The following is an 18392-nucleotide window of genomic DNA, read 5'->3' as shown; positions in this document are numbered from 1 at the left end:
CGTGTGAGCGGTGAGGAACGTTAGAGAACGGTGTTGAGCGCTCGGCAGTCATCAGCGCGCCACCCGACGGTCACCAGTGCGCCGGGGGTCGGCCTGGCCTGGTTGACGCCGTTCACCACTTTCACGACGAAGTCATCTTGATCGGCGACGCTCAGACGCAGGCGCAGATGGTCCCCGTGATAGATCAGCTCTTGAATCTTTGCCGGCAGGCGGTTGTCGCACTCACCTGGCGCGGGATCGAGATACACCCGCTCCGGACGAATCGACAGGGTGGTCTGGGTGCCGCGGGTTGCGCTCACCGATTTAGCCGCCACCGCTTTCACCTGCTGGTTGCCGACTTGTACCTGGCAGTAATCGCCCTCGACCGCGACCACCTTCCCCAGCAGCCGGTTGTTTTCACCGATGAAGCTGGCGACGAAGGCGGTCTCGGGTTTCTCGTAGAGGTCGGAGGGGTTGGCCAGTTGCTGAACCACCCCATCATTGAACACGGCAATACGATCAGACATGGTCAGCGCTTCGCTCTGATCGTGGGTCACGTATACGACGGTGATGCCCAGCTGTTTCGACAGGCGCTTGATCTCGTATTGCATCTGCTCGCGCAATTGTTTGTCCAGCGCCCCCAGCGGCTCATCCATCAGCACCAGGCGAGGTTCGAAAATCAGCGCCCGGGCGAGTGCCACGCGCTGTTTTTGGCCACCGGAAAGCTGGGCGGGCATGCGACTGCCCAAGGCGCCCATGGCGACCATCTCCAGGGACTTTTTCACCTTGCCCTGGATGTCGCTGGACGACAGCCCGCGAACCTTGAGCGGGAATGCCAGGTTCTCGGCGATGGTCATGTGGGGGAACAGGGCATAGTTCTGAAAGACCATGCCGATCCCGCGCTTCTGCGGCGAGATGTCGTTGACCGGCTGGCGATCGATGCAGATTTCCCCATGGGTGACGGTTTCAAAACCCGCCAGCATCATGAGGCACGTCGTCTTTCCGGAGCCCGAAGGCCCGAGCATGGTGATGAATTCGCCGCGCTGAATATCCAGGTTGAAGTTTTTGACCACGAGGTTTTCACCGTCGTAGCTCTTCTGCACATTGCGAAAACTCACAAAGGATTCTGCTTGCATGTGACCACCTTTCTGCAACTCTTTAATCAGCTAAGTGCAGCGCCGCGGTACACGACGCTCACACGGTTTCTCTTGCTCGCGAGGACAAAAGGACCCACATCAATCAGGCGCAAGGGCACCCGTATCGGGTCGTCGACACGACAAATTCAAGAGGAATCTTTCGGCAGAAAGGGCTCAGGGCGAACCCGGAATCGATAAGGCGTGATGGAGTGGCGCAAAGCCGCGAACCCATTGGGGTGATCGACGACTTCGACCTGACGATGCATTTTGCATTCATGGTTGTCTCCGGCGATTTTTGCGCGGGGCCCGGAACGCAACTCCGGGCACTGCGCGATTCAATCGACTTGTTGTTATGTGGTTTGCATACCGAACCTGCCCACCGTCAATGCGGTTGGCCGACCAGGTTCAGCACTTGATTTTGTTCATTTCCGGGTCGTAGAACGCACGCAGACTGGCTTCGACTTCATAGCGCTGGGTCGCCACTTCAATCTCGTACGTGCCCTCCTTCACCCACTCCGCCGTTGCTCCCTCGTCGTTGCAGACATAGCCCATGGCGACGTTGCCGCCGATGTAGTGGCCATACATTCCGGAGGTGGTGCGACCGACGATCTGGCCGTTCCGATAGATCGGCTCTTCGTGATAGTTGGTGGCCTCCGGATCGAGGAACTTGAACAGCACCATGCGTTTTTTGACGCCCTCGGCTTTCTGCTTGAGCAGCGCCTCTTTGCCGATGAAGCCTCCGGCCTTGTTGAAGTCCGAGGCAAACGACAAACCGGCTTCCAGCGGGGTGTCCTCTTCCATCACGTCATGGCCAAAGTGGCGATAGCCCTTTTCGATTCGCAGGGAGTTCAGGGCATGGTAGCCACACAACTTCAACCCGTGAGGTTCACCCGCTGCGACGATTCGGTCGAAGACATCCGGGGCAAACTCGGTCGGGACATACAGCTCCCAGCCCAGCTCACCGACGTAGGTAATACGCGACGCACGTACCCGGGCGTAACCCAGTTCGATCTCCCTCGACGTGGCAAACGGGAAGCCTTCATTGGACAGGTCGTCGGTGGTCAGGGGCTGCAGCAGGTTGCGGGCGTTGGGGCCCATCACACTGATCACCGCCATCGACGAGGTAACGTCGGTGAACACCACATTGGCGTCGTCCGGGGTGTTGCGTCGCAGCCAGTTCAGCTCGCGAGTCTGGGTCCAGGGCCCAGTGACGATAAGGAACGAGTCCTTCTCAAGCCGGGTGACGGTCAGGTCGGCCTCGATGCCGCCTCGCTCATTGAGCCATTGGGTGTAGACGATCCGACCCGGCTCGACATCGACGTTGTTGCTGCAGATCCGGTTAAGCACCGACATCGCATCGCGACCCTGGACCAGTATTTTGGCGAAGGAGCTCTGATCAAACAGGCCGACGGTTTTGCGCACGGCGTTATGTTCGGCGGCCGACCAGTCGAACCAGTTTTGCTTGCCCCAGCTGTAGCCGTATTCCGGCTTCACACCTTCAGGAGCGAAGAAATTCGCGCGCTCCCAGCCGACCACTTCGCCGTAGCAGGCATTGGCCGCCAGCAAACGGTCATGGAGGATACTTTTGCGTGCGTTACGCGCCGTTTCGAACTGACGGAACGGCCAGTGCATGGCGTACAGCAGGCCCAGGCCTTCAGTCGTGCGGTCGTACAGGTATTGGGAATTACCCTGGAAAGGCAAGTTGCGCTTGATGTCCACGTCCCACAGGTCCATGGGAGCGTGCCCCTTGGCGATCCATTCGGCCAGTACCTTGCCGGCGCCGCCCGCGGATTGGATGCCCACCGAGTTAAAGCCTGCGGCGACAAAGTAGTTGCGCAACTCCGGCGCCTCACCCAAGTGATAGCGGTCATCGGGGGTAAAGCTTTCCGGGCCATTGAAGAACACCTGCAGCCCGGTCTTCTCCAGGGCCGGGATACGGCGGATCGCCGCCTCCAGATAGGGTTCCAGGTGATCGAAATCGGGTGGCAGCTCGTCAAAACTGAAGCTGTCTGGAATGCCTTCATGCCCCCACGGCTTGGCGTTGGGTTCAAAGGTGCCGATCAGCAGTTTGCCGGCATCGGTCTTGAAGTAGTTGTAGTAGTCCAGGTCACGCAGGGTCGGCAGCATGATGCCGTTGATTTCCGGCATCGGCTCGGTGACGACGTAGTAGTGCTCGGCCGCATGCAGGGGAATGTTGACACCGGCTTTCTTGCCGAAGTTACGCGCCCACATGCCTGCGCAATTGACGACGAACTCAGCGTCGATATCGCCCTGTGCCGTGACCACGCCTGCCGCCTTGCCATCCTTGATCTTGATGTCCAGGACCTGGGTGTTCTCGATGATTTTGGCGCCGCCCATCCGCGCGCCCTTGGCGAGTGCCTGGGTGACATCGACCGGGTTCACCACACCGTCCAACGGCAAGTACACACCGCCCACGATGTCGTCGATATTCAGCAGTGGCCACAGGTCCAGCGCCTGCTCCGGGTTGACCACTTCACAGGGGAAACCACAGAGCTTGGCCATCGATGCACCACGCTTGAGCTCAGTGAAACGCTCCTGGTGAGTCGCGACACTCAACGAGCCATTGCGAACGAAGCCAGTGGCCTGGCCCGTTTCGGCTTCAAGCCCCTCATACAAGCCGGCGCTGTACTTGGCCAGCATGCTCATGTTGTAAGTGGCACGAAGGGTCGGCACCAGGCCGGCCGCATGCCAGGTCGTACCGCAGGTCAGCGTCTTGCGCTCCAGCAACACGACATCCTTGATGCCCAGTTTGGTCAGGTGGTAGGCCACGCTGCAGCCGATAACCCCACCGCCGACGATGACGACACGCGCTGAACTCGGAACGCTATTGCTCATATAAAACTCCAAGGCCAGCCCCCGGGCGGGCAACTGGCTCGACGATAGGGGTGCTTAAAACACGATGGTTTTATTGCCGTAGACCAGGACCCGGTCTTCGAGATGGTTCCGAAGCCCACGGGCCAATACGGTTTTTTCGACGTCTTTGCCCAATCGAACCAGGTCATCAACCGTCTGCTGGTGGCTGACACGGGCCACGTCCTGCTCGATGATCGGCCCCTCGTCGAGGTCTTCGGTGACGTAGTGACAGGTCGCCCCGATCAGCTTCACGCCGCGGCGAGAAGCCTGGTGATAAGGCTTGGCGCCGATAAACGACGGCAGGAAGCTGTGATGAATATTGATCACTTTATGCCGATATTTTTCACAGAGGTTTTGCGGAAGAATCTGCATGTAACGAGCAAGAACGATGCAATCTGCCCGGTACTCGTCAATCAACCGCTCGGTTCGCGCAAAGCCCTCGGCCTTGTTGTCTTTGTCGACAGGCACGTATTCGAAGGGAATGCCGTACCACTCGACCAGGCTGCGCAAATCTTCGTGATTGGAAATCACGCAGGCGATATCACAGACCAGATCGCCGGTCTTCCAGCGATCCAGCAAGTCGGTCATGCAGTGCGAGCCTTTGCTGCACATCAACACCACACGCTTGCGCTGATCGCTGTCGACCAGCCGCCAGTTCATCGACATCTCTTGCGCGAGGGGTTCGACCTTGCGCTTTAGCACCTCGATATCGAAAGGCAGCGATTGGGCACGCACCACCATGCGGCTGAAAAAGCGATTGCTCTCCTCGTCAGAAAACTGCGAGGCCTCTTCCACCCAGCCGCCATGACTGGCGAACAGGCCGGCGGTACGAGTAATGATCCCGACCCGGTCAGGGCAGTCGAAAGCAAAGGTATAGGTACGCTTGGCGCTCATTTCAGACTCCGTGAGACAGGGCAGCTTCAAGAGCTGGAACGGCTTCGAACAGGTCGGCAACCAGGCCGTAGTCAGCCACCCGGAAGATCGGCGCCTCCTCGTCCTTGTTGATCGCGACGATGATTTTTGAGTCTTTCATCCCGGCCAAATGCTGAATCGCGCCCGAGATACCCACTGCGATGTACAAGTCGGGAGCAACGATCTTGCCGGTCTGACCCACTTGCATATCGTTGGAGACAAACCCCGCATCGACGGCCGCACGAGAGGCTCCGACCGCGGCGCCGAGCTGGTCGGCGACTTTTTCCAGCATCGCGAAATTCTCGCCGCTGCCCATGCCGCGGCCACCGGAAATGACGATCTTGGCCGAGGTCAGCTCAACCCGCTCGGACACGCTGAAATCGGCATTCAGGAATGTGGAAAGCCCGGTATCGCAGGACACCGAAACGGCCTTGATCGGAGCCAGCCCCCCTGCCCGCTCGGCCGCAGCAAAAGCCGTGGTGCGTACAGTCAGCACTTTCACCGCGTCACGACTTTCGACGGTTGCCAAGGCATTGCCGGCGTAATACGGCCGCACAAAGGTGTTGTCGGAAAGAATTTCCACAACGTCACTGACTTGGGCAACGTCCAGCAATGCGGCAACCCGAGGGAGCAGATTCTTGCCATAGGCGGTAGAGGCGGCCACAACGTGGCTGTATGCCGAGGTCTTCACCAGTTCGGTGACCAAGGCTGCGACGTTCTCGACCCCTTGGTCGGCGTACTCGGGAGCCTCTGCAATCAACACCCCACTCACCCCTGCAAACGCAGCCAGCTCTTCCGCCGCCTTGCCCGCACGCTGGCCCGCCACCAGAACCTCGACCTCCCCGCCCAGGCGAACCGCCGCCGACAGCGCGTTCAAGGTGCTGGCTTTGACAGCACCGTCCTGGTGTTCAGCCATCAGTAAAACCGTCATCAGATCACCCCCGCTTCGTTCTTCAGCTTCTCGACCAGTTCCTGCACGCTGCCCACACGAACGCCGGCCTGGCGCTCTGGTGGCGCCGAGACCTTGATGACCTTCAGACGAGGCTGGGTATCGACCCCCAGGTCATTGGCATCCACGACATCCAGTGGCTTTTTCTTGGCTTTCATGATGTTGGGAAGGGAGGCGTAGCGAGGTTCATTGAGACGCAGGTCCGCCGTGATCACTGCGGGCAAACGCAAGCTTCGGGTTTCCAGGCCACCGTCCACTTCGCGGACCACATTGACCCACTCACCGACCACATTGATTTGCGATGCGAAGGTGCCTTGGGCGCTGCCCATCAAGGCAGACAGCATCTGGCCGGTCTGGTTGTTATCGCCATCGATGGACTGCTTGCCCAGCAACACCAGACCGGGCTCCTCACGCTTGACCACGGTGTAAAGCAGCTTGGCAATCGCCAGCGGTTCAAGATCGCTACCCGACTTGATCAACACGGCCCTGTCTGCGCCCATCGCCAGCGCGGTTCGCAACTGTTCCTGGCACGCTTCAGGCCCCACCGAGACTGCGATTACCTCGCTGGCCTGGCCGCTTTCCTTCAGTTGAAGGGCCGCCTCCACAGCGATCTCGCAAAACGGATTGATCGACATTTTTACGTTGCTTAACTCAACATCAGATTCATCCGCTTTGACACGGACTTTGACGTTGGCGTCTACGACACGCTTGACCGCCACCAGCACCTTCATAGCAACCTCCGAATAAGTCCAAACCTCTGGAATCCGATGCTATAAGCCCCTATAGACGCTTACAAACGATCTATATTAGGTACATGGATAAGCATGGCTTATTCATAAGGACCGACTGCCCGTGACTGTTTTTTGAACCGGCAGAACGAAAAAAGCCCGACGCAAGCGTCGGGCGAAATGCACCAGGCAAAGACCTCTTCCTTTTAAGGTCCCCCGGGCTAACCGTCGTTATGCCTCACCAGGGCTGGTACTCCGGTGGGCAAATACAAGCCGACCCAAACGGCTTGACGACCCCACTCAACAGCCATCGAGTCACTGTGCAAGCCAGGCATTGAAGCGCTCGTTCAACTCATCCGCATGGTCACCCCACCATTGGGAATTGACCTGCAATGCCGTGGCGAAATTGGCCGGGTCGGTCGGCATGCTCGACTTCATATCGGCATGCACCAGCGGCTGGGACGATTTACGGGTAGGCCCATAGGCGATGTACTGACTCTGATCCGCCAGAACCTGGGTCGATGTGGCAAAGCGGAGAAAGTCCATGGCCTTGGTTTTATTGGGTGCGCCAACCGGAACAGCCCAGACATCGATGTCATACATCTGACCGTCCCAGATGATCTTGAAGGGCTGTTTTTCCTTCACTTGTGCAGCCCAGATCCGACCATTCCAGGCGGAGGTCATGGTGACTTGGCCATCCGCCAGTAACTGCGGCGGTTGTGCCCCGGCCTCCCACCAAATCACCTGGCTTTTGATGGAATCAAGTTTGCTGAACGCACGCTCCAGGCCTTTTTCGGTTTCCAGCGTGGCATAGACCTGGTCGCGGGGAACGCCATCGGCCAACAACGCCCATTCAAGGTTGGCCTGGGGCGCCTTGCGCAAGCCGCGCTTGCCGGGAAACTTCTTGAGATCAAAGAAATCCGCCAGGGTCGCTGGTGCCTGGCCTTTGTAGGCGTTGGTGTTGTAGGCCACCGCGGTGCTCCAGATATAGGCACCCACCCCGCACTCATTGAGCGCACCTGGCAGGAAGTCTGCCGCGGTTGAGCCCTCAGGGGCGGGCGCCAGGTCTTTCTCCGGGTTGATACGCTCCAACAGGCCGGCGTTGCAGGCCCGCACCGCATCGGGCATTTCCATGTCGATCACGTCCCAGGCGACTTTCTTCGACTCAACCTGGGCTTTGAGCTGGGCAATACCGCCCGAGTAATCTTCAGTACGAACCTTGACGCCCGTTTTATCGGCATAGGGCTTGATCGAGGACTGCAACTGGGCCGCCGCGACACTCCCGCCATAGGTGACAACGGTCAGGTTTTCTTGCGCCACCGCGGCGAAAGAGGCCAGGCCAGAGACGAGGACCAACGCTAATTTTTTCATGATGCTCCCGATAGATTGCTAGTAAGAAAGGCAGGGGGTTTATCCAGCTCGTTATTGTTCTGTTCCACGCATCGCACTAGTCACACTCCGGTCGCTCAATCGCGTAGCGACTCTGTCTCCTCTACATACTGGTGTAGTTGGGCCCCCCGCCTCCTTCAGGCACGCGCCAACCGATGTTCTGACTCGGGTCCTTGATGTCACAGGTCTTGCAGTGCAGGCAGTTCTGCGCATTGATTTGAAGTCGACTCACCGACGCCTCTTCCACCACCTCGTACACGCCGGCGGGACAGTAGCGCTGTGCAGGCTCGGCATAGGTCGGCAGGTTGAACGCGATGGGGATCGAGGCGTCCACCAGCGTCAGGTGGCAAGGCTGATCCTCTTCATGATTGGTGTTGGACAGATAGACCGACGAGGTCTTGTCGAAACTCAGGACATGGTCGGGCTTGGGGTAGACGATGGCCGCCGCGCTATCGGCCGTGGCCATGGTTGAGTGATCGGGACGCTTGTCGTGAAAGGTCCAGGGCAACTTGCCTTTCAACAGATTCAGGTCCACCCAGGCATACGCGGCCCCCAGCAGGTTGCCAAAGCGGTGCATGGCGGGACCAAAATTACGCTGCCGGTGAAGCTCGCGATAAATCGACGAGGCCTTGAATTTGTCTGCGTAGGCCGCCAGGTCCTGGCCAGGCGAGTCATCCGCGGCAAACGCCTCATAGATCGTTTCAGCAGCCAGCATTCCGGACTTCATCGCCGTGTGGGAGCCTTTGATCTTGGCGAAATTCAACGTCCCGGCATCGCAGCCAATCAGCAAACCACCCGGGAAGTGCATCCGAGGCAGGGACTGCAGCCCGCCTTTGGCAATGGCGCGCGCGCCGTAACTGATGCGGGAACCCCCACGCAGGTACTGCGCATACAGCGGGTGATGCTTGAGCTGCTGAAGCTCGTCGAAGGGCGAAAGGTAGGGATTGCGGTAGTTGAGATCCACCACCTGCCCCATCACCACAGTGCCGTCGTCCAAGTGGTACATAAAGGCACCGCCCTGGGTGCCGCTCTGAGTCAGTGGCCATCCGGTACTATGAATCACCAGCCCGGGAACATGCTGTTCGGCGGGAATGTCCCAGACTTCCTTGATGCCGAGCCCATAGTGCTGAGGGTCAGCATCGGCATCGAGGCGATACTGGCTGATCAACTGCTTGCCCAGATGCCCGCGACAACCTTCAGCGAAGACGGTCTGCTTGCCAATCAGTTCTATACCCGGCGTGAAGCCGCCTTTGTGCTCACCGCCTCGACCAACGCCCATGTCGGCGGTGACCACGCCCTTGACCCGCCCCTCGTCGTCATACAGCACCTGCGCGGCCGGAAAGCCCGGAAATACATCGACCCCCAGGGCTTCGGCTTGCTGACCCAGCCAACGGCACAGGTTGCCCAGGCTGATGATGTAGTTGCCCGTGTTGTGCAGGGTGCTGGGAGCCAGTGCGCCCGGGACCCGAATGGCAAGACGGGAGGACGACAGGTAGAAAATTTCGTCCGCCTGGACCGGGGTCTGCAGCGGCGCCCCCCGCTCGCGCCAGTCAGGAAACAACTCGTTCAACGCACTGGGCTCAAACACCGCACCGGACATGATATGCGCGCCCACCTCGGCGCCTTTTTCAACCAGGCATACCGAGAGTTCCCGACCGGCTTCTATTGCCAACTGACGCAGGCGAATCGCGGCGGACAAGCCAGCAGGCCCGCCGCCCACGACGACGACATCAAACTCCATGGATTCGCGTTGCATCAAAACCTCCACAGGCATCGAACATAGCCTCTGGGGTCCATCCTACGAGCGGGTTTATACCGAAAACAAACGATGTATCAGTCGGTTATTGATAAGTTGAGCTAATCCGTAAAAGCAGTGTGCACCCCGCTGGACAGCCTTAGCCATTTACCGCGAGCGATTCGAGAAAGGTCTCCAGGACCAGGTGCGGACGGCGACCCTTTCGAGTCACCGAGGCCAGGGTCAGGTCGTAGAAGCAGGAATAGGGTTTCAGGGCTCTCAGCCGGCCCTCTGTCACCCAACTGCGTGCGTAGTGATCAGGCAGGTACCCGATGTACTGGCCAGTAAGAATCAGGAAGGCCATGCCCTCCCTGTCCGATGCACTGGCCGTGCAATTGAGTACTTGATAGTGCTCCTGGAGGGTTGCAGGCAAGCGGAATGTCGGGGCGATGGCGTCCTGTTCCTGGATGCGCTGATCACTCAATTCCAGGTCCTTGATGAAAAACAGCGGGTGGCCAACCCCGCAGTACAGCTGCGAACGCTCGCTGTACAACGGCTGGTATTCGAGCCCGGACAAGGCACCGACTTGCGGGATGACGCCCACGTGCAGACGGCCGTCGAGCACGCCTTGTTCAACCTCCCCCGGCGTGCTCATGCGAATTTGAATCTGAACGCCAGGCCCCTTTTTCTTGAGTGCCGCCAACGCGTCCGTGACGCGCATGTGCGGCATTGTCACCAGGTTGTCCGTCAGGCCAATGATCAATTCGCCTCGCAAATGACTGTGCAGCCCGTTGACTTCACTGCGAAAGCCCTCCATCGCCGACAGCAGGCGCAAACACGCCTCATACACCTGCTGGCCATCCTCCGTCAGGGAAAATCCGGCACGTCCTCGCTGGCACAAGCGCAAGCCCAGGCGCTGCTCAAGCTCGGTCATTTGCTGGCTGATGGCCGACCGGCCAATGCCCAGGACACTTTCCGCCACGGAGAAACCACCGCACTCAACGACGCTGCGAAAAATCTTCAGCATTCGAATATCAAAATCAGTGACCTGGGCAAACGGGTTAGGACGCGCGCCTTCATAGTTTAGGTAACCTGAAACCAATGGTAGTGAAAGGTGTGTTTTACCGAATCTATGTGCATGTCAATTTCTTAGCAAGCCTTGAAACCCCAACCAGGATGCTCAGCAAGGCCAACTTACCCACTGACCACGATGAGTGTCTCGCCAAGAGGACCACTGCTCATGAACACACAACAGGCTCACACACAGCCCCTGGCCAGCCAGCTGAAGCTGGACGCGCACTGGATGCCCTTCTCGTCGAATCGCAACTTCCAGCGCGACCCGCGATTCATCGTGTCGGCACAAGGCAGTTGGCTGACAGACGCCGAAGGCCGCAAGGTCTACGACAGCCTTTCAGGCCTGTGGACCTGCGGCGCTGGCCATTCACGCAAGGCCATCCAGGAAGCGGTCGCCCAACAGTTGGGTACCCTGGATTACTCGCCCGCCTTTCAATACGGCCACCCGCTGTCATTCATGCTGTCCGAGCGCGTCGCCGACCTGATGCCGGGCGATCTGAATCATGTGTTCTATACCAACTCGGGTTCCGAGTGCGCGGACACTGCGGTCAAAATGGCCCGGGCGTATTGGCGCCTGAAAGGCCACGCCACCAAGACCAAAATGATCGGCAGAGCGCGGGGCTACCACGGGGTGAACATTGCGGGCACCAGCCTGGGCGGCATCGGCGGCAACCGTAAAATGTTCGGCCAATTGATGGATGTCGATCATCTGCCACACACTTTGCAACCGGGCCTGGCCTTCACCAAAGGCATGGCAGACACCGGCGGCGTGGAGCTGGCCAACGAGTTGCTCAAGCTCATTGAGTTACATGATGCGTCCAACATAGCCGCTGTGATCGTCGAGCCCATGTCGGGCTCGGCAGGTGCAATCGTTCCACCCAAAGGCTACTTGCAGCGCCTGCGGGAAATCTGCGACCAGAACAACATCCTGTTGATCTTTGACGAAGTGATCACCGGTTTCGGACGCCTGGGCACCTGGAGCGGCGCGGAGTACTTCGGGGTCAAGCCGGACATCATGAACGTGGCCAAGCAGATCACCAACGGCGCGATTCCGATGGGCGCGGTGATTGCTTCCAGCGAGATCTACCAAACCTTCATGACCCAGGCGAGCCCTGAGTACGCGGTCGAGTTCGGCCATGGCTACACCTACTCCGCTCACCCGGTGGCCTGCGCTGCGGCCTTGGCCACCCTGGACCTGCTGGAGAAGGAAAACCTCATCCAGGAATCCGCCGAACTGGCGCCGCACTTCGAAAACAGGCTGCACGGCGTCAAGGGGGCAAAACACATCGTTGATATCCGCAACTGCGGCCTGGCCGGCGCGATCCAGATTGCTCCGCGTGAAGGCGACGCGATTGTCCGCCCCTTCGAAGCCGGCATGGCGCTGTGGAAAGCCGGGTTCTATGTGCGCTTCGGCGGCGACACCCTTCAGTTCGGGCCGACCTTCAACGCCAAGCCTGAAGACCTCGACCGGATGTTTGACGCCGTGGGCGAAGCCTTGAACCGGCTCGACTGACGCCCTCCCCGACCCATCCCCTATGCGGGCCCGGTACCTGAGCCCGCACACCCATCGATTGCACACCCAGAGGCAGCCCAATGAGCCACATTCATCATCTGATCAACGGCGAACGTATTGCCACCCACGGCCGCACCGCCGATGTATTCAACCCCTCCACCGGCGAGGTGCTCCACCAGGTATCACTCGCCGATCGCGCCACGGTTCAGCACGCCATTGACGCCGCGACAGCGGCCTTTCCCGCCTGGCGCAAGACGCCAGCCGCCAAACGGGCCCAGGTCATGTTTCGCTTCAAGCAATTGCTGGAGCAGAACGAAGGCAAAATTGCCCGGATGATCAGTGAAGAACACGGCAAGACCCTCGAAGACGCCGCCGGAGAGTTGAAGCGCGGTATCGAGAACGTCGAGTTTGCGTGTGCCGCCCCGGAAATCCTGAAGGGTGAGTTCAGCCGCAACGCGGGCCCGAACATCGATGCCTGGAGCGACTTCCAACCTGTCGGGGTGGTAGCCGGTATTACTCCATTCAACTTTCCGGCAATGGTGCCTTTGTGGATGTATCCACTGGCCATCGTCTGCGGCAACTGCTTCATCCTCAAACCCTCGGAGCGCGACCCGAGCTCTACGCTCTACATCGCTGAGCTGCTGATTGAAGCTGGCTTGCCCAAAGGCGTGATGAGCGTGGTTCACGGTGATAAAGAAGCCGTCGATGCCTTGATCGAGGCGCCCGAAGTGAAAGCGCTGAGCTTCGTGGGCTCGACCCCTATCGCGGAATACATCTACGCCGAAGGCACCAAACGCGGCAAGCGTGTCCAGGCCCTGGGCGGCGCGAAAAACCATGCCGTGCTGATGCCCGACGCGGACCTGAACAATGCCGTCAATGCCCTGATGGGGGCGGCTTACGGCTCATGCGGCGAACGCTGCATGGCGATTTCCGTCGCCGTTTGTGTGGGCGACCAAATCGCCGATGCGCTGATCGATAAGCTGGTACCGCAGATCCAGGCGCTGAAAATCGGCGCCGGCACATCCTCGGGCCTCGACATGGGACCACTGATCACGGGCGCCCACCGCGACAAAGTGAAGGGTTACGTGGACGACGGTGTTGAATCCGGTGCCGATCTGGTCGTCGATGGCCGTGGGCTGCAAGTGCCCCACAACGAAAATGGCTTCTTTCTGGGGGGGTGTCTCTTCGACCGCGTGACACCTGAAATGCGCATCTACAAGGAAGAGATATTCGGCCCCGTGCTGTGCATCGTGCGGGTAGCGAGCCTGGAACAGGCCATGCAACTCATCAACGAGCACGAATACGGCAACGGTACGTGCATCTTTACTCGCGACGGTGAAGCTGCACGGCTGTTCTGTGACGAAATTGAAGTGGGCATGGTTGGAGTAAACGTCCCGTTGCCTGTACCGGTGGCTTACCACAGCTTCGGTGGCTGGAAGCGCTCGCTGTTCGGCGATCTTCACGCGTACGGGCCCGATGGCGTGCGCTTCTACACTCGGCGCAAGGCGATCACCCAGCGTTGGCCACAACGTGCCAGCCATGAAGCGGCGCAGTTCGCCTTCCCTAGCAACGGCTGAAACACAGGAGCCCGCTATTGGCGGGCTCCTGCTCACGTCACTTCGATACCCTCGGGTATCAGCGAAGCTCCGACTCCAACCAGGTGCAAAAGGCCTGGGCCGCCCCCGACAGCGGCTTGTTGTGGGGTTTCAACAGGTAAAAGCCCGCCAGGCAGTCGATGCTCTGATCCAATGGCGATACGAGCTGCCCGCGCAACCTGGACTTCTCCACCAACTCTTCGTTGAGCAGGCACACGCCCGCGTTTTCGATCGCCATGCTTGCCGCAATGGCATAGCTGTCGACATAAAACCGCTGATAGTTTTCCGCTTCGCCCTGAGGGTAGATCGCCAACCAATCGCTCCAGCCATTGGGGGTGCCCAATACGTCGATCAACGGCAGGCTGAGCAAACCGCCAGCACTGCGCAACTTGGCGGCGACATCCAACGAGCAGTAAGGCTTCAACTCCGTGGAGAGCAACTGCTGGATGTCGTACTGCTGCCAGTTGCCCGCCCCATAACGAATCTCCAGCTCTGCGCTGGACGGCGGAGCATCGGCTTCCCAGTTCACGCCATACATCCGCAGGGAGATTTGCGGATACAGCTCGGCAAAACGCTCCATGCGCGGCGCGAGCCACAACTGCGCGAACGAGTTGTTGACGCTTAACTCCAGCACGCCCTGGGCCACCGAGCTGAAGATGTTGTTCATGCCCTGGTGCATGTGCCACAGGCCCTCGCGGACCACCGCCAGGTAAGCACGCCCCGAGACGGTCAACTGGATGGACCGTGTCTGCCTCAGGAACAGTGCCTTGCCCAATTTGTGCTCCAGCAATTTGATCTGCTGGCTGACTGCCGACTGGCTCATGTTCAGCTCGACCGCTGCGGCCGAGAAACTCAAATGCCGCCCAACCGACTCAAAAGTCCGCAACCAATTGAGCTGTAGATTGGTCAACGACATGCCCCCTCCTCGCATAAGCCCTACTTATAAGTTTCACTGGTATACATCGTTTGTAGTGCCATCTCAAGGGCCTTAGCATCGGAATCCAGACGCCCGGAGCCCCGGCGAATTCACTCTCCAACAGACCCGTCAAAGGATTCCCTCGAGATGAAATCGGAAGCCAAAGTTTTAGTGATTGGTGGCGGTATCACGGGTGTCAGCACCCTCTACCATCTGGCCAAGTCGGGTTGGACCGATGTCATGCTGGTCGAGAAGCTTGAGCTGACATCGGGTTCAACCTGGCACGCTGCGGGCAACCTCCCTTCGTTCAGCACCAGCCTGAATATCATGAAGCTGCAGAAAAACAGCATCGAGCTGTATCAGCAACTCGCTGAGCAAACGGGGGAATCCGTTGGTCACCATCAAACCGGCTCCATTCGCCTGGCTCATACCCAGGAGCGAATGGACGAGTTCAAGCGAGTGGCCGGCATGGCCAGGCTGGCAGGGCTGGACGGTATTGAGGTAGTCGATACCGAGCGCCTGAAAGAGCTGCACCCCTTCCTCGATACCCACGGGTTGCTGGGAGGCCTCTGGGACCCGTACGACGGCCATATCGACCCCACCAGCATTACCAACGCCATGGCACGCCTGGCCCGAGGTTACGGCGCGACCATCGTTCGACACAATCCGGTGACCGCGATCACCCAGAACGCAGACAAAAAATGGGCAGTGACGACCGAACAAGGCGTCATTCATGCGGACATCATTGTCAACGCCGCAGGTTTCAGAGCGAACGAGGTGGCCGCAATGATCGGTCACCAGTTCCCCATCTGCTCCCTGGAGCACCAGTACTTGGTGACCGACGCAATTCCTGCCCTGGTGGAGCGGCCCGACGACCTGCCCCTGCTGCGCGATCCCGATATCTCTTATTACCTGCGGCAGGAAGGCCAGGGCCTGATACTCGGCCCGTACGAGCGTGAGCCCGTCGCTTGGGCTGTGGACGGGGTGCCGGCTACATTCGGCCAAGAGCTCCTGCAACCCGAACTGGGCCGCCTGGAAGACATCATCGGGGCGGCCATGGAACAGGTGGCGATCATCGGTGACGCCGGGATCAAGACAGTGGTCAACGGCCCTATTGTGTACACCCCCGATGGGCTGCCCCTGCTGGGCCCCGTGCATGGCTACGACAACTACTTCGCGTGCGTCGGTTTCAGTTTTGGCATCACCCAGGGCGGCGGCGCAGGCCGTTATCTCGCTCAATGGATCATCAACGGCCACCCGGAGGTTGAACTGTGGGAACTGGATTCCCGACGCTTTGGCAGTTACGCCAACCTGTCCTACACCGTGAGCAAATCCCTGGAGCTGTACGCCAACGAGTACCAACTCAGTTGCCCGAATGAATACGCGATGCGCCCGGCGTGTCGAGCCATCAAGACCACTCCGGTGTACGACCTCCTCAAACACAAGAATGCGGTGTTCGGCGCCTATTACGGCTGGGAGCGCGCCAGTTGGTTCGCACCGGCGGCCGACGCGCCCATCGAGCAGTTCAGTTATCGCCGGGGCAACTGGGATCCCGCCGTTCGAGCGGAATGCGCAGCGGTGCAAAATCGCGTAGGCATCCTCGACTTGAGCGCCTTCACCAAGTTCGAAGTCAGCGGGAAAGATGCTCGCACCTTTCTGGACCGAATCAGCCCCAACCAGGTTCCCGCCCAGTGTGGCGATGTGGCACTGGCCCATGTGCTGACCCCAACGGGCAGTGTGGCCTGGGAATTCTCCATGACCCTGCTGGAGAGCGGCGCCTTTTACCTGATGTGCCCCGCCGCCTGCGAGTTGTTGATTGACGATTGGCTACGCCAGCGCGCCGCGCAATACACCGATGTGTCCATCGCCAACATCACCCGGGCCTACGGCACCTTGATCCTGGCAGGCCCCAAGGCACGAGACGTTCTGGCCAAACTCACCGACGCCGACTTGAGCAATCAGGCTTTCCCCTGGTTCACCGGCCAGGAAATCCAGGTGGTGGGGGCGCCCGTCCGAGCGCTGCGCATGAACTTCGTCGGAGAACTGGGATGGGAACTGCATCACCCCCTTGAACACCAGCAGGCGTTGTATGAAGCCCTGGTCTGGGCCGGTGAAGCCCACGGCATCGTCGACTTCGGCCTGCGTGCCATGGACTCGATGCGCATCGAAAAGGGCTACCAGATCTGGGGCCGAGAACTGACCACCGAGTACACGGCGTTGGCGGCCAACATGGGTTATTTCATCAAGACCGATAAAGGGGAGTTCGAAGGACGTGCCGCGGTGCTGGCAGAAACAGACAAGCCCAGCACCCACCGTCTGGTGCTGATGGAGGTGCAAGCCGGGGTCGCTGACGCACTGGGCAGTGAGCCGGTTTACCACCAAGGGGCACTCGTAGGGCTGACAACCTCTGGCGCCTATGGCTATCGCGTTGAAAAAAGCCTGGCCATGGGCTTTGTCCGACGGGAGTTTGCTGCCCTGGGCACGGAACTCAGCCTCTTGATCCTGGGTGAGACGTGCCCCGCCAAAGTCATTCGCGGGTGCCTTTACGATCCGAAAGGCGAACGCCTGAAATCTTGAACTGCAACTGCCTCCCTCGCTTGGGAGGCAGCTTTCTGACCGTTGATGGGGTAGGACGAAATGACCATGACACAACCTTTGGATAACACGCCCACGGCCCAGGCCAGCGTCATTGACGGAAAGGCGTTTGCCGAAATACTGCGCAAGGACGTTGCCGTCGGCGCCCGGGCCTTCAGGGAGAAACGCGGCAAAGCCCCCGGGCTCGCTGTGGTGCTGGTGGGCAACGATCCGGCCAGCCAAGTCTATGTGAAGACCAAAATGAAAAAGGCGCTGGAATCCGGGATCGAGTCCTTCCCGCACCTGCTGGACAGTGGCACCAGCGAGGCCGACCTGCTCAATCTGATCGACAAGTTGAACAACGATCGTTACGTACACGGGATTCTGGTCCAGCTGCCACTGCCGGCTCATATCGATGAGTCCAAGGTGATTGCGGCCATCAACCCAGCCAAGGATGTCGACGGCTTCCACCCGATCAATGTGGGGCTGCTGGGCCAGGGGAAAGCCCAACTGATACCGTGCACGCCCCTGGGCTGCCTGATGATGCTGAAGGATCAGCTCGGCGACCTCAGCGGCAAGAAAGCGGTGATTGTCGGGCGCTCCAACATCGTCGGCAAACCCATGGCCAATCTGCTGTTGCAAGAACACTGCACGGTCACGATCGTGCACTCACGTACCCGCGACCTGATCGCCGAATGCCGTCAGGCCGACATCCTGGTGGTGGCAATGGGTCGGGCCGAATTCATCGATGCCCGGGCGATCAAGCCAGGCGCGGTGGTCATCGACGTGGGGATCAACAGAGTCGAAAAAAACGGCGCCTCGGTGCTGGTGGGTGACGTCGACTTCAACTCCGCCATGGACGTGGCGGGTGCGATAACGCCGGTTCCAGGCGGCGTGGGCCCGATGACCGTGGCCTGCCTGATGAAAAACACCCTGACCGCAGCGGAGGCCATTGAAAGCCATACGGCGGCCCGCTACTGAGCGAGCGGAAACACCCGACCTGACAGTCACCGCCGCC

Annotated in this window: 13 protein-coding genes; 4 read left to right on the top strand and 9 right to left on the bottom strand. The window is 59.6% G+C overall.

Annotation, left to right across the window (positions count from 1 at the left end):
• Positions 1 to 20: 20 nt before the first annotated feature.
• From M1B34_RS17550 to M1B34_RS17515, 8 genes are all read right to left on the bottom strand, one after another.
• Complete coding sequence (locus M1B34_RS17550) at positions 21 to 1115, bottom strand: ABC transporter ATP-binding protein (RefSeq protein ID WP_268265779.1); 1095 nt, start codon at positions 1113 to 1115, stop codon at positions 21 to 23.
• Positions 1116 to 1520: 405 nt separating this feature from the next.
• Positions 1521 to 3971, bottom strand: coding sequence for a GcvT family protein (locus M1B34_RS17545; RefSeq protein WP_268265778.1), 2451 nt, complete (start codon positions 3969 to 3971; stop codon positions 1521 to 1523).
• Positions 3972 to 4025: 54 nt separating this feature from the next.
• On the bottom strand, positions 4026 to 4883 hold the full coding sequence (purU, locus tag M1B34_RS17540; protein WP_268265777.1) for a formyltetrahydrofolate deformylase: 858 nt from the start codon (positions 4881 to 4883) through the stop codon (positions 4026 to 4028).
• A gap of 1 nt (position 4884) precedes the next feature.
• On the bottom strand, positions 4885 to 5832 hold the full coding sequence (locus M1B34_RS17535; RefSeq protein WP_268265776.1) for an electron transfer flavoprotein subunit alpha/FixB family protein: 948 nt from the start codon (positions 5830 to 5832) through the stop codon (positions 4885 to 4887).
• Positions 5832 to 6581, bottom strand: coding sequence for an electron transfer flavoprotein subunit beta/FixA family protein (locus M1B34_RS17530; protein ID WP_268265775.1), 750 nt, complete (start codon positions 6579 to 6581; stop codon positions 5832 to 5834). The genes M1B34_RS17535 and M1B34_RS17530 overlap by 1 nt, the downstream gene beginning before the upstream one ends.
• Positions 6582 to 6893: 312 nt before the next feature.
• Positions 6894 to 7949, bottom strand: coding sequence for an ABC transporter substrate-binding protein (locus M1B34_RS17525; RefSeq protein WP_268265774.1), 1056 nt, complete (start codon positions 7947 to 7949; stop codon positions 6894 to 6896).
• 121 nt (positions 7950 to 8070) lie between these two features.
• Entirely contained in the window at positions 8071 to 9723 is a 1653-nt protein-coding gene (locus M1B34_RS17520) for an electron transfer flavoprotein-ubiquinone oxidoreductase (protein ID WP_268265773.1), read from the bottom strand.
• A 139-nt stretch (positions 9724 to 9862) separates the two neighbouring features.
• Entirely contained in the window at positions 9863 to 10729 is an 867-nt protein-coding gene (locus M1B34_RS17515; protein ID WP_268265772.1) for a LysR family transcriptional regulator, read from the bottom strand.
• A 213-nt stretch (positions 10730 to 10942) separates the two neighbouring features.
• On the opposite strand from M1B34_RS17515, the gene aptA reads away from it, so the two are divergent.
• Positions 10943 to 12289, top strand: coding sequence for an omega-aminotransferase AptA (aptA, locus tag M1B34_RS17510; protein ID WP_268265771.1), 1347 nt, complete (start codon positions 10943 to 10945; stop codon positions 12287 to 12289).
• A gap of 80 nt (positions 12290 to 12369) precedes the next feature.
• Positions 12370 to 13866, top strand: coding sequence for a CoA-acylating methylmalonate-semialdehyde dehydrogenase (locus tag M1B34_RS17505; RefSeq protein WP_268265770.1), 1497 nt, complete (start codon positions 12370 to 12372; stop codon positions 13864 to 13866).
• A 58-nt stretch (positions 13867 to 13924) separates the two neighbouring features.
• Here the strand turns inward: M1B34_RS17505 and M1B34_RS17500 are convergent, their stop codons facing one another.
• On the bottom strand, positions 13925 to 14800 hold the full coding sequence (locus tag M1B34_RS17500; RefSeq protein WP_268265769.1) for a LysR family transcriptional regulator: 876 nt from the start codon (positions 14798 to 14800) through the stop codon (positions 13925 to 13927).
• A gap of 147 nt (positions 14801 to 14947) precedes the next feature.
• Here M1B34_RS17500 and M1B34_RS17495 point away from each other — a divergent pair, with 147 nt between their 5' ends.
• Together M1B34_RS17495 and folD are read left to right on the top strand one after the other, a co-directional pair.
• On the top strand, positions 14948 to 17377 hold the full coding sequence (locus M1B34_RS17495; protein ID WP_268265768.1) for an FAD-dependent oxidoreductase: 2430 nt from the start codon (positions 14948 to 14950) through the stop codon (positions 17375 to 17377).
• Positions 17378 to 17437: 60 nt separating this feature from the next.
• Complete coding sequence (gene folD / locus M1B34_RS17490) at positions 17438 to 18355, top strand: bifunctional methylenetetrahydrofolate dehydrogenase/methenyltetrahydrofolate cyclohydrolase FolD (RefSeq protein ID WP_268265767.1); 918 nt, start codon at positions 17438 to 17440, stop codon at positions 18353 to 18355.
• Positions 18356 to 18392: the final 37 nt, after the last annotated feature.

Source organism: Pseudomonas morbosilactucae (assembly GCF_023241715.1).
Taxonomy (GTDB): Bacteria; Pseudomonadota; Gammaproteobacteria; order Pseudomonadales; family Pseudomonadaceae; genus Aquipseudomonas; species Aquipseudomonas morbosilactucae.
This window is presented reverse-complemented; position numbering and strand designations above follow the sequence as displayed.

Bases quoted from the DNA above. Each gene is read 5' to 3' on its own strand.
- M1B34_RS17550 (WP_268265779.1), bottom strand. From the start codon at position 1,115: ATGCAAGCAGAATCCTTTGTGAGTTTTCGCAATGTGCAGAAGAGCTAC.
- M1B34_RS17545 (WP_268265778.1), bottom strand. From the start codon at position 3,971: ATGAGCAATAGCGTTCCGAGTTCAGCGCGTGTCGTCATCGTCGGCGGT.
- purU (WP_268265777.1), bottom strand. From the start codon at position 4,883: ATGAGCGCCAAGCGTACCTATACCTTTGCTTTCGACTGCCCTGACCGG.
- M1B34_RS17535 (WP_268265776.1), bottom strand. From the start codon at position 5,832: ATGACGGTTTTACTGATGGCTGAACACCAGGACGGTGCTGTCAAAGCC.
- M1B34_RS17530 (WP_268265775.1), bottom strand. From the start codon at position 6,581: ATGAAGGTGCTGGTGGCGGTCAAGCGTGTCGTAGACGCCAACGTCAAA.
- M1B34_RS17525 (WP_268265774.1), bottom strand. From the start codon at position 7,949: ATGAAAAAATTAGCGTTGGTCCTCGTCTCTGGCCTGGCCTCTTTCGCC.
- M1B34_RS17520 (WP_268265773.1), bottom strand. From the start codon at position 9,723: ATGCAACGCGAATCCATGGAGTTTGATGTCGTCGTCGTGGGCGGCGGG.
- M1B34_RS17515 (WP_268265772.1), bottom strand. From the start codon at position 10,729: ATGCTGAAGATTTTTCGCAGCGTCGTTGAGTGCGGTGGTTTCTCCGTG.
- aptA (WP_268265771.1), top strand. From the start codon at position 10,943: ATGAACACACAACAGGCTCACACACAGCCCCTGGCCAGCCAGCTGAAG.
- M1B34_RS17505 (WP_268265770.1), top strand. From the start codon at position 12,370: ATGAGCCACATTCATCATCTGATCAACGGCGAACGTATTGCCACCCAC.
- M1B34_RS17500 (WP_268265769.1), bottom strand. From the start codon at position 14,800: ATGTCGTTGACCAATCTACAGCTCAATTGGTTGCGGACTTTTGAGTCG.
- M1B34_RS17495 (WP_268265768.1), top strand. From the start codon at position 14,948: ATGAAATCGGAAGCCAAAGTTTTAGTGATTGGTGGCGGTATCACGGGT.
- folD (WP_268265767.1), top strand. From the start codon at position 17,438: ATGACCATGACACAACCTTTGGATAACACGCCCACGGCCCAGGCCAGC.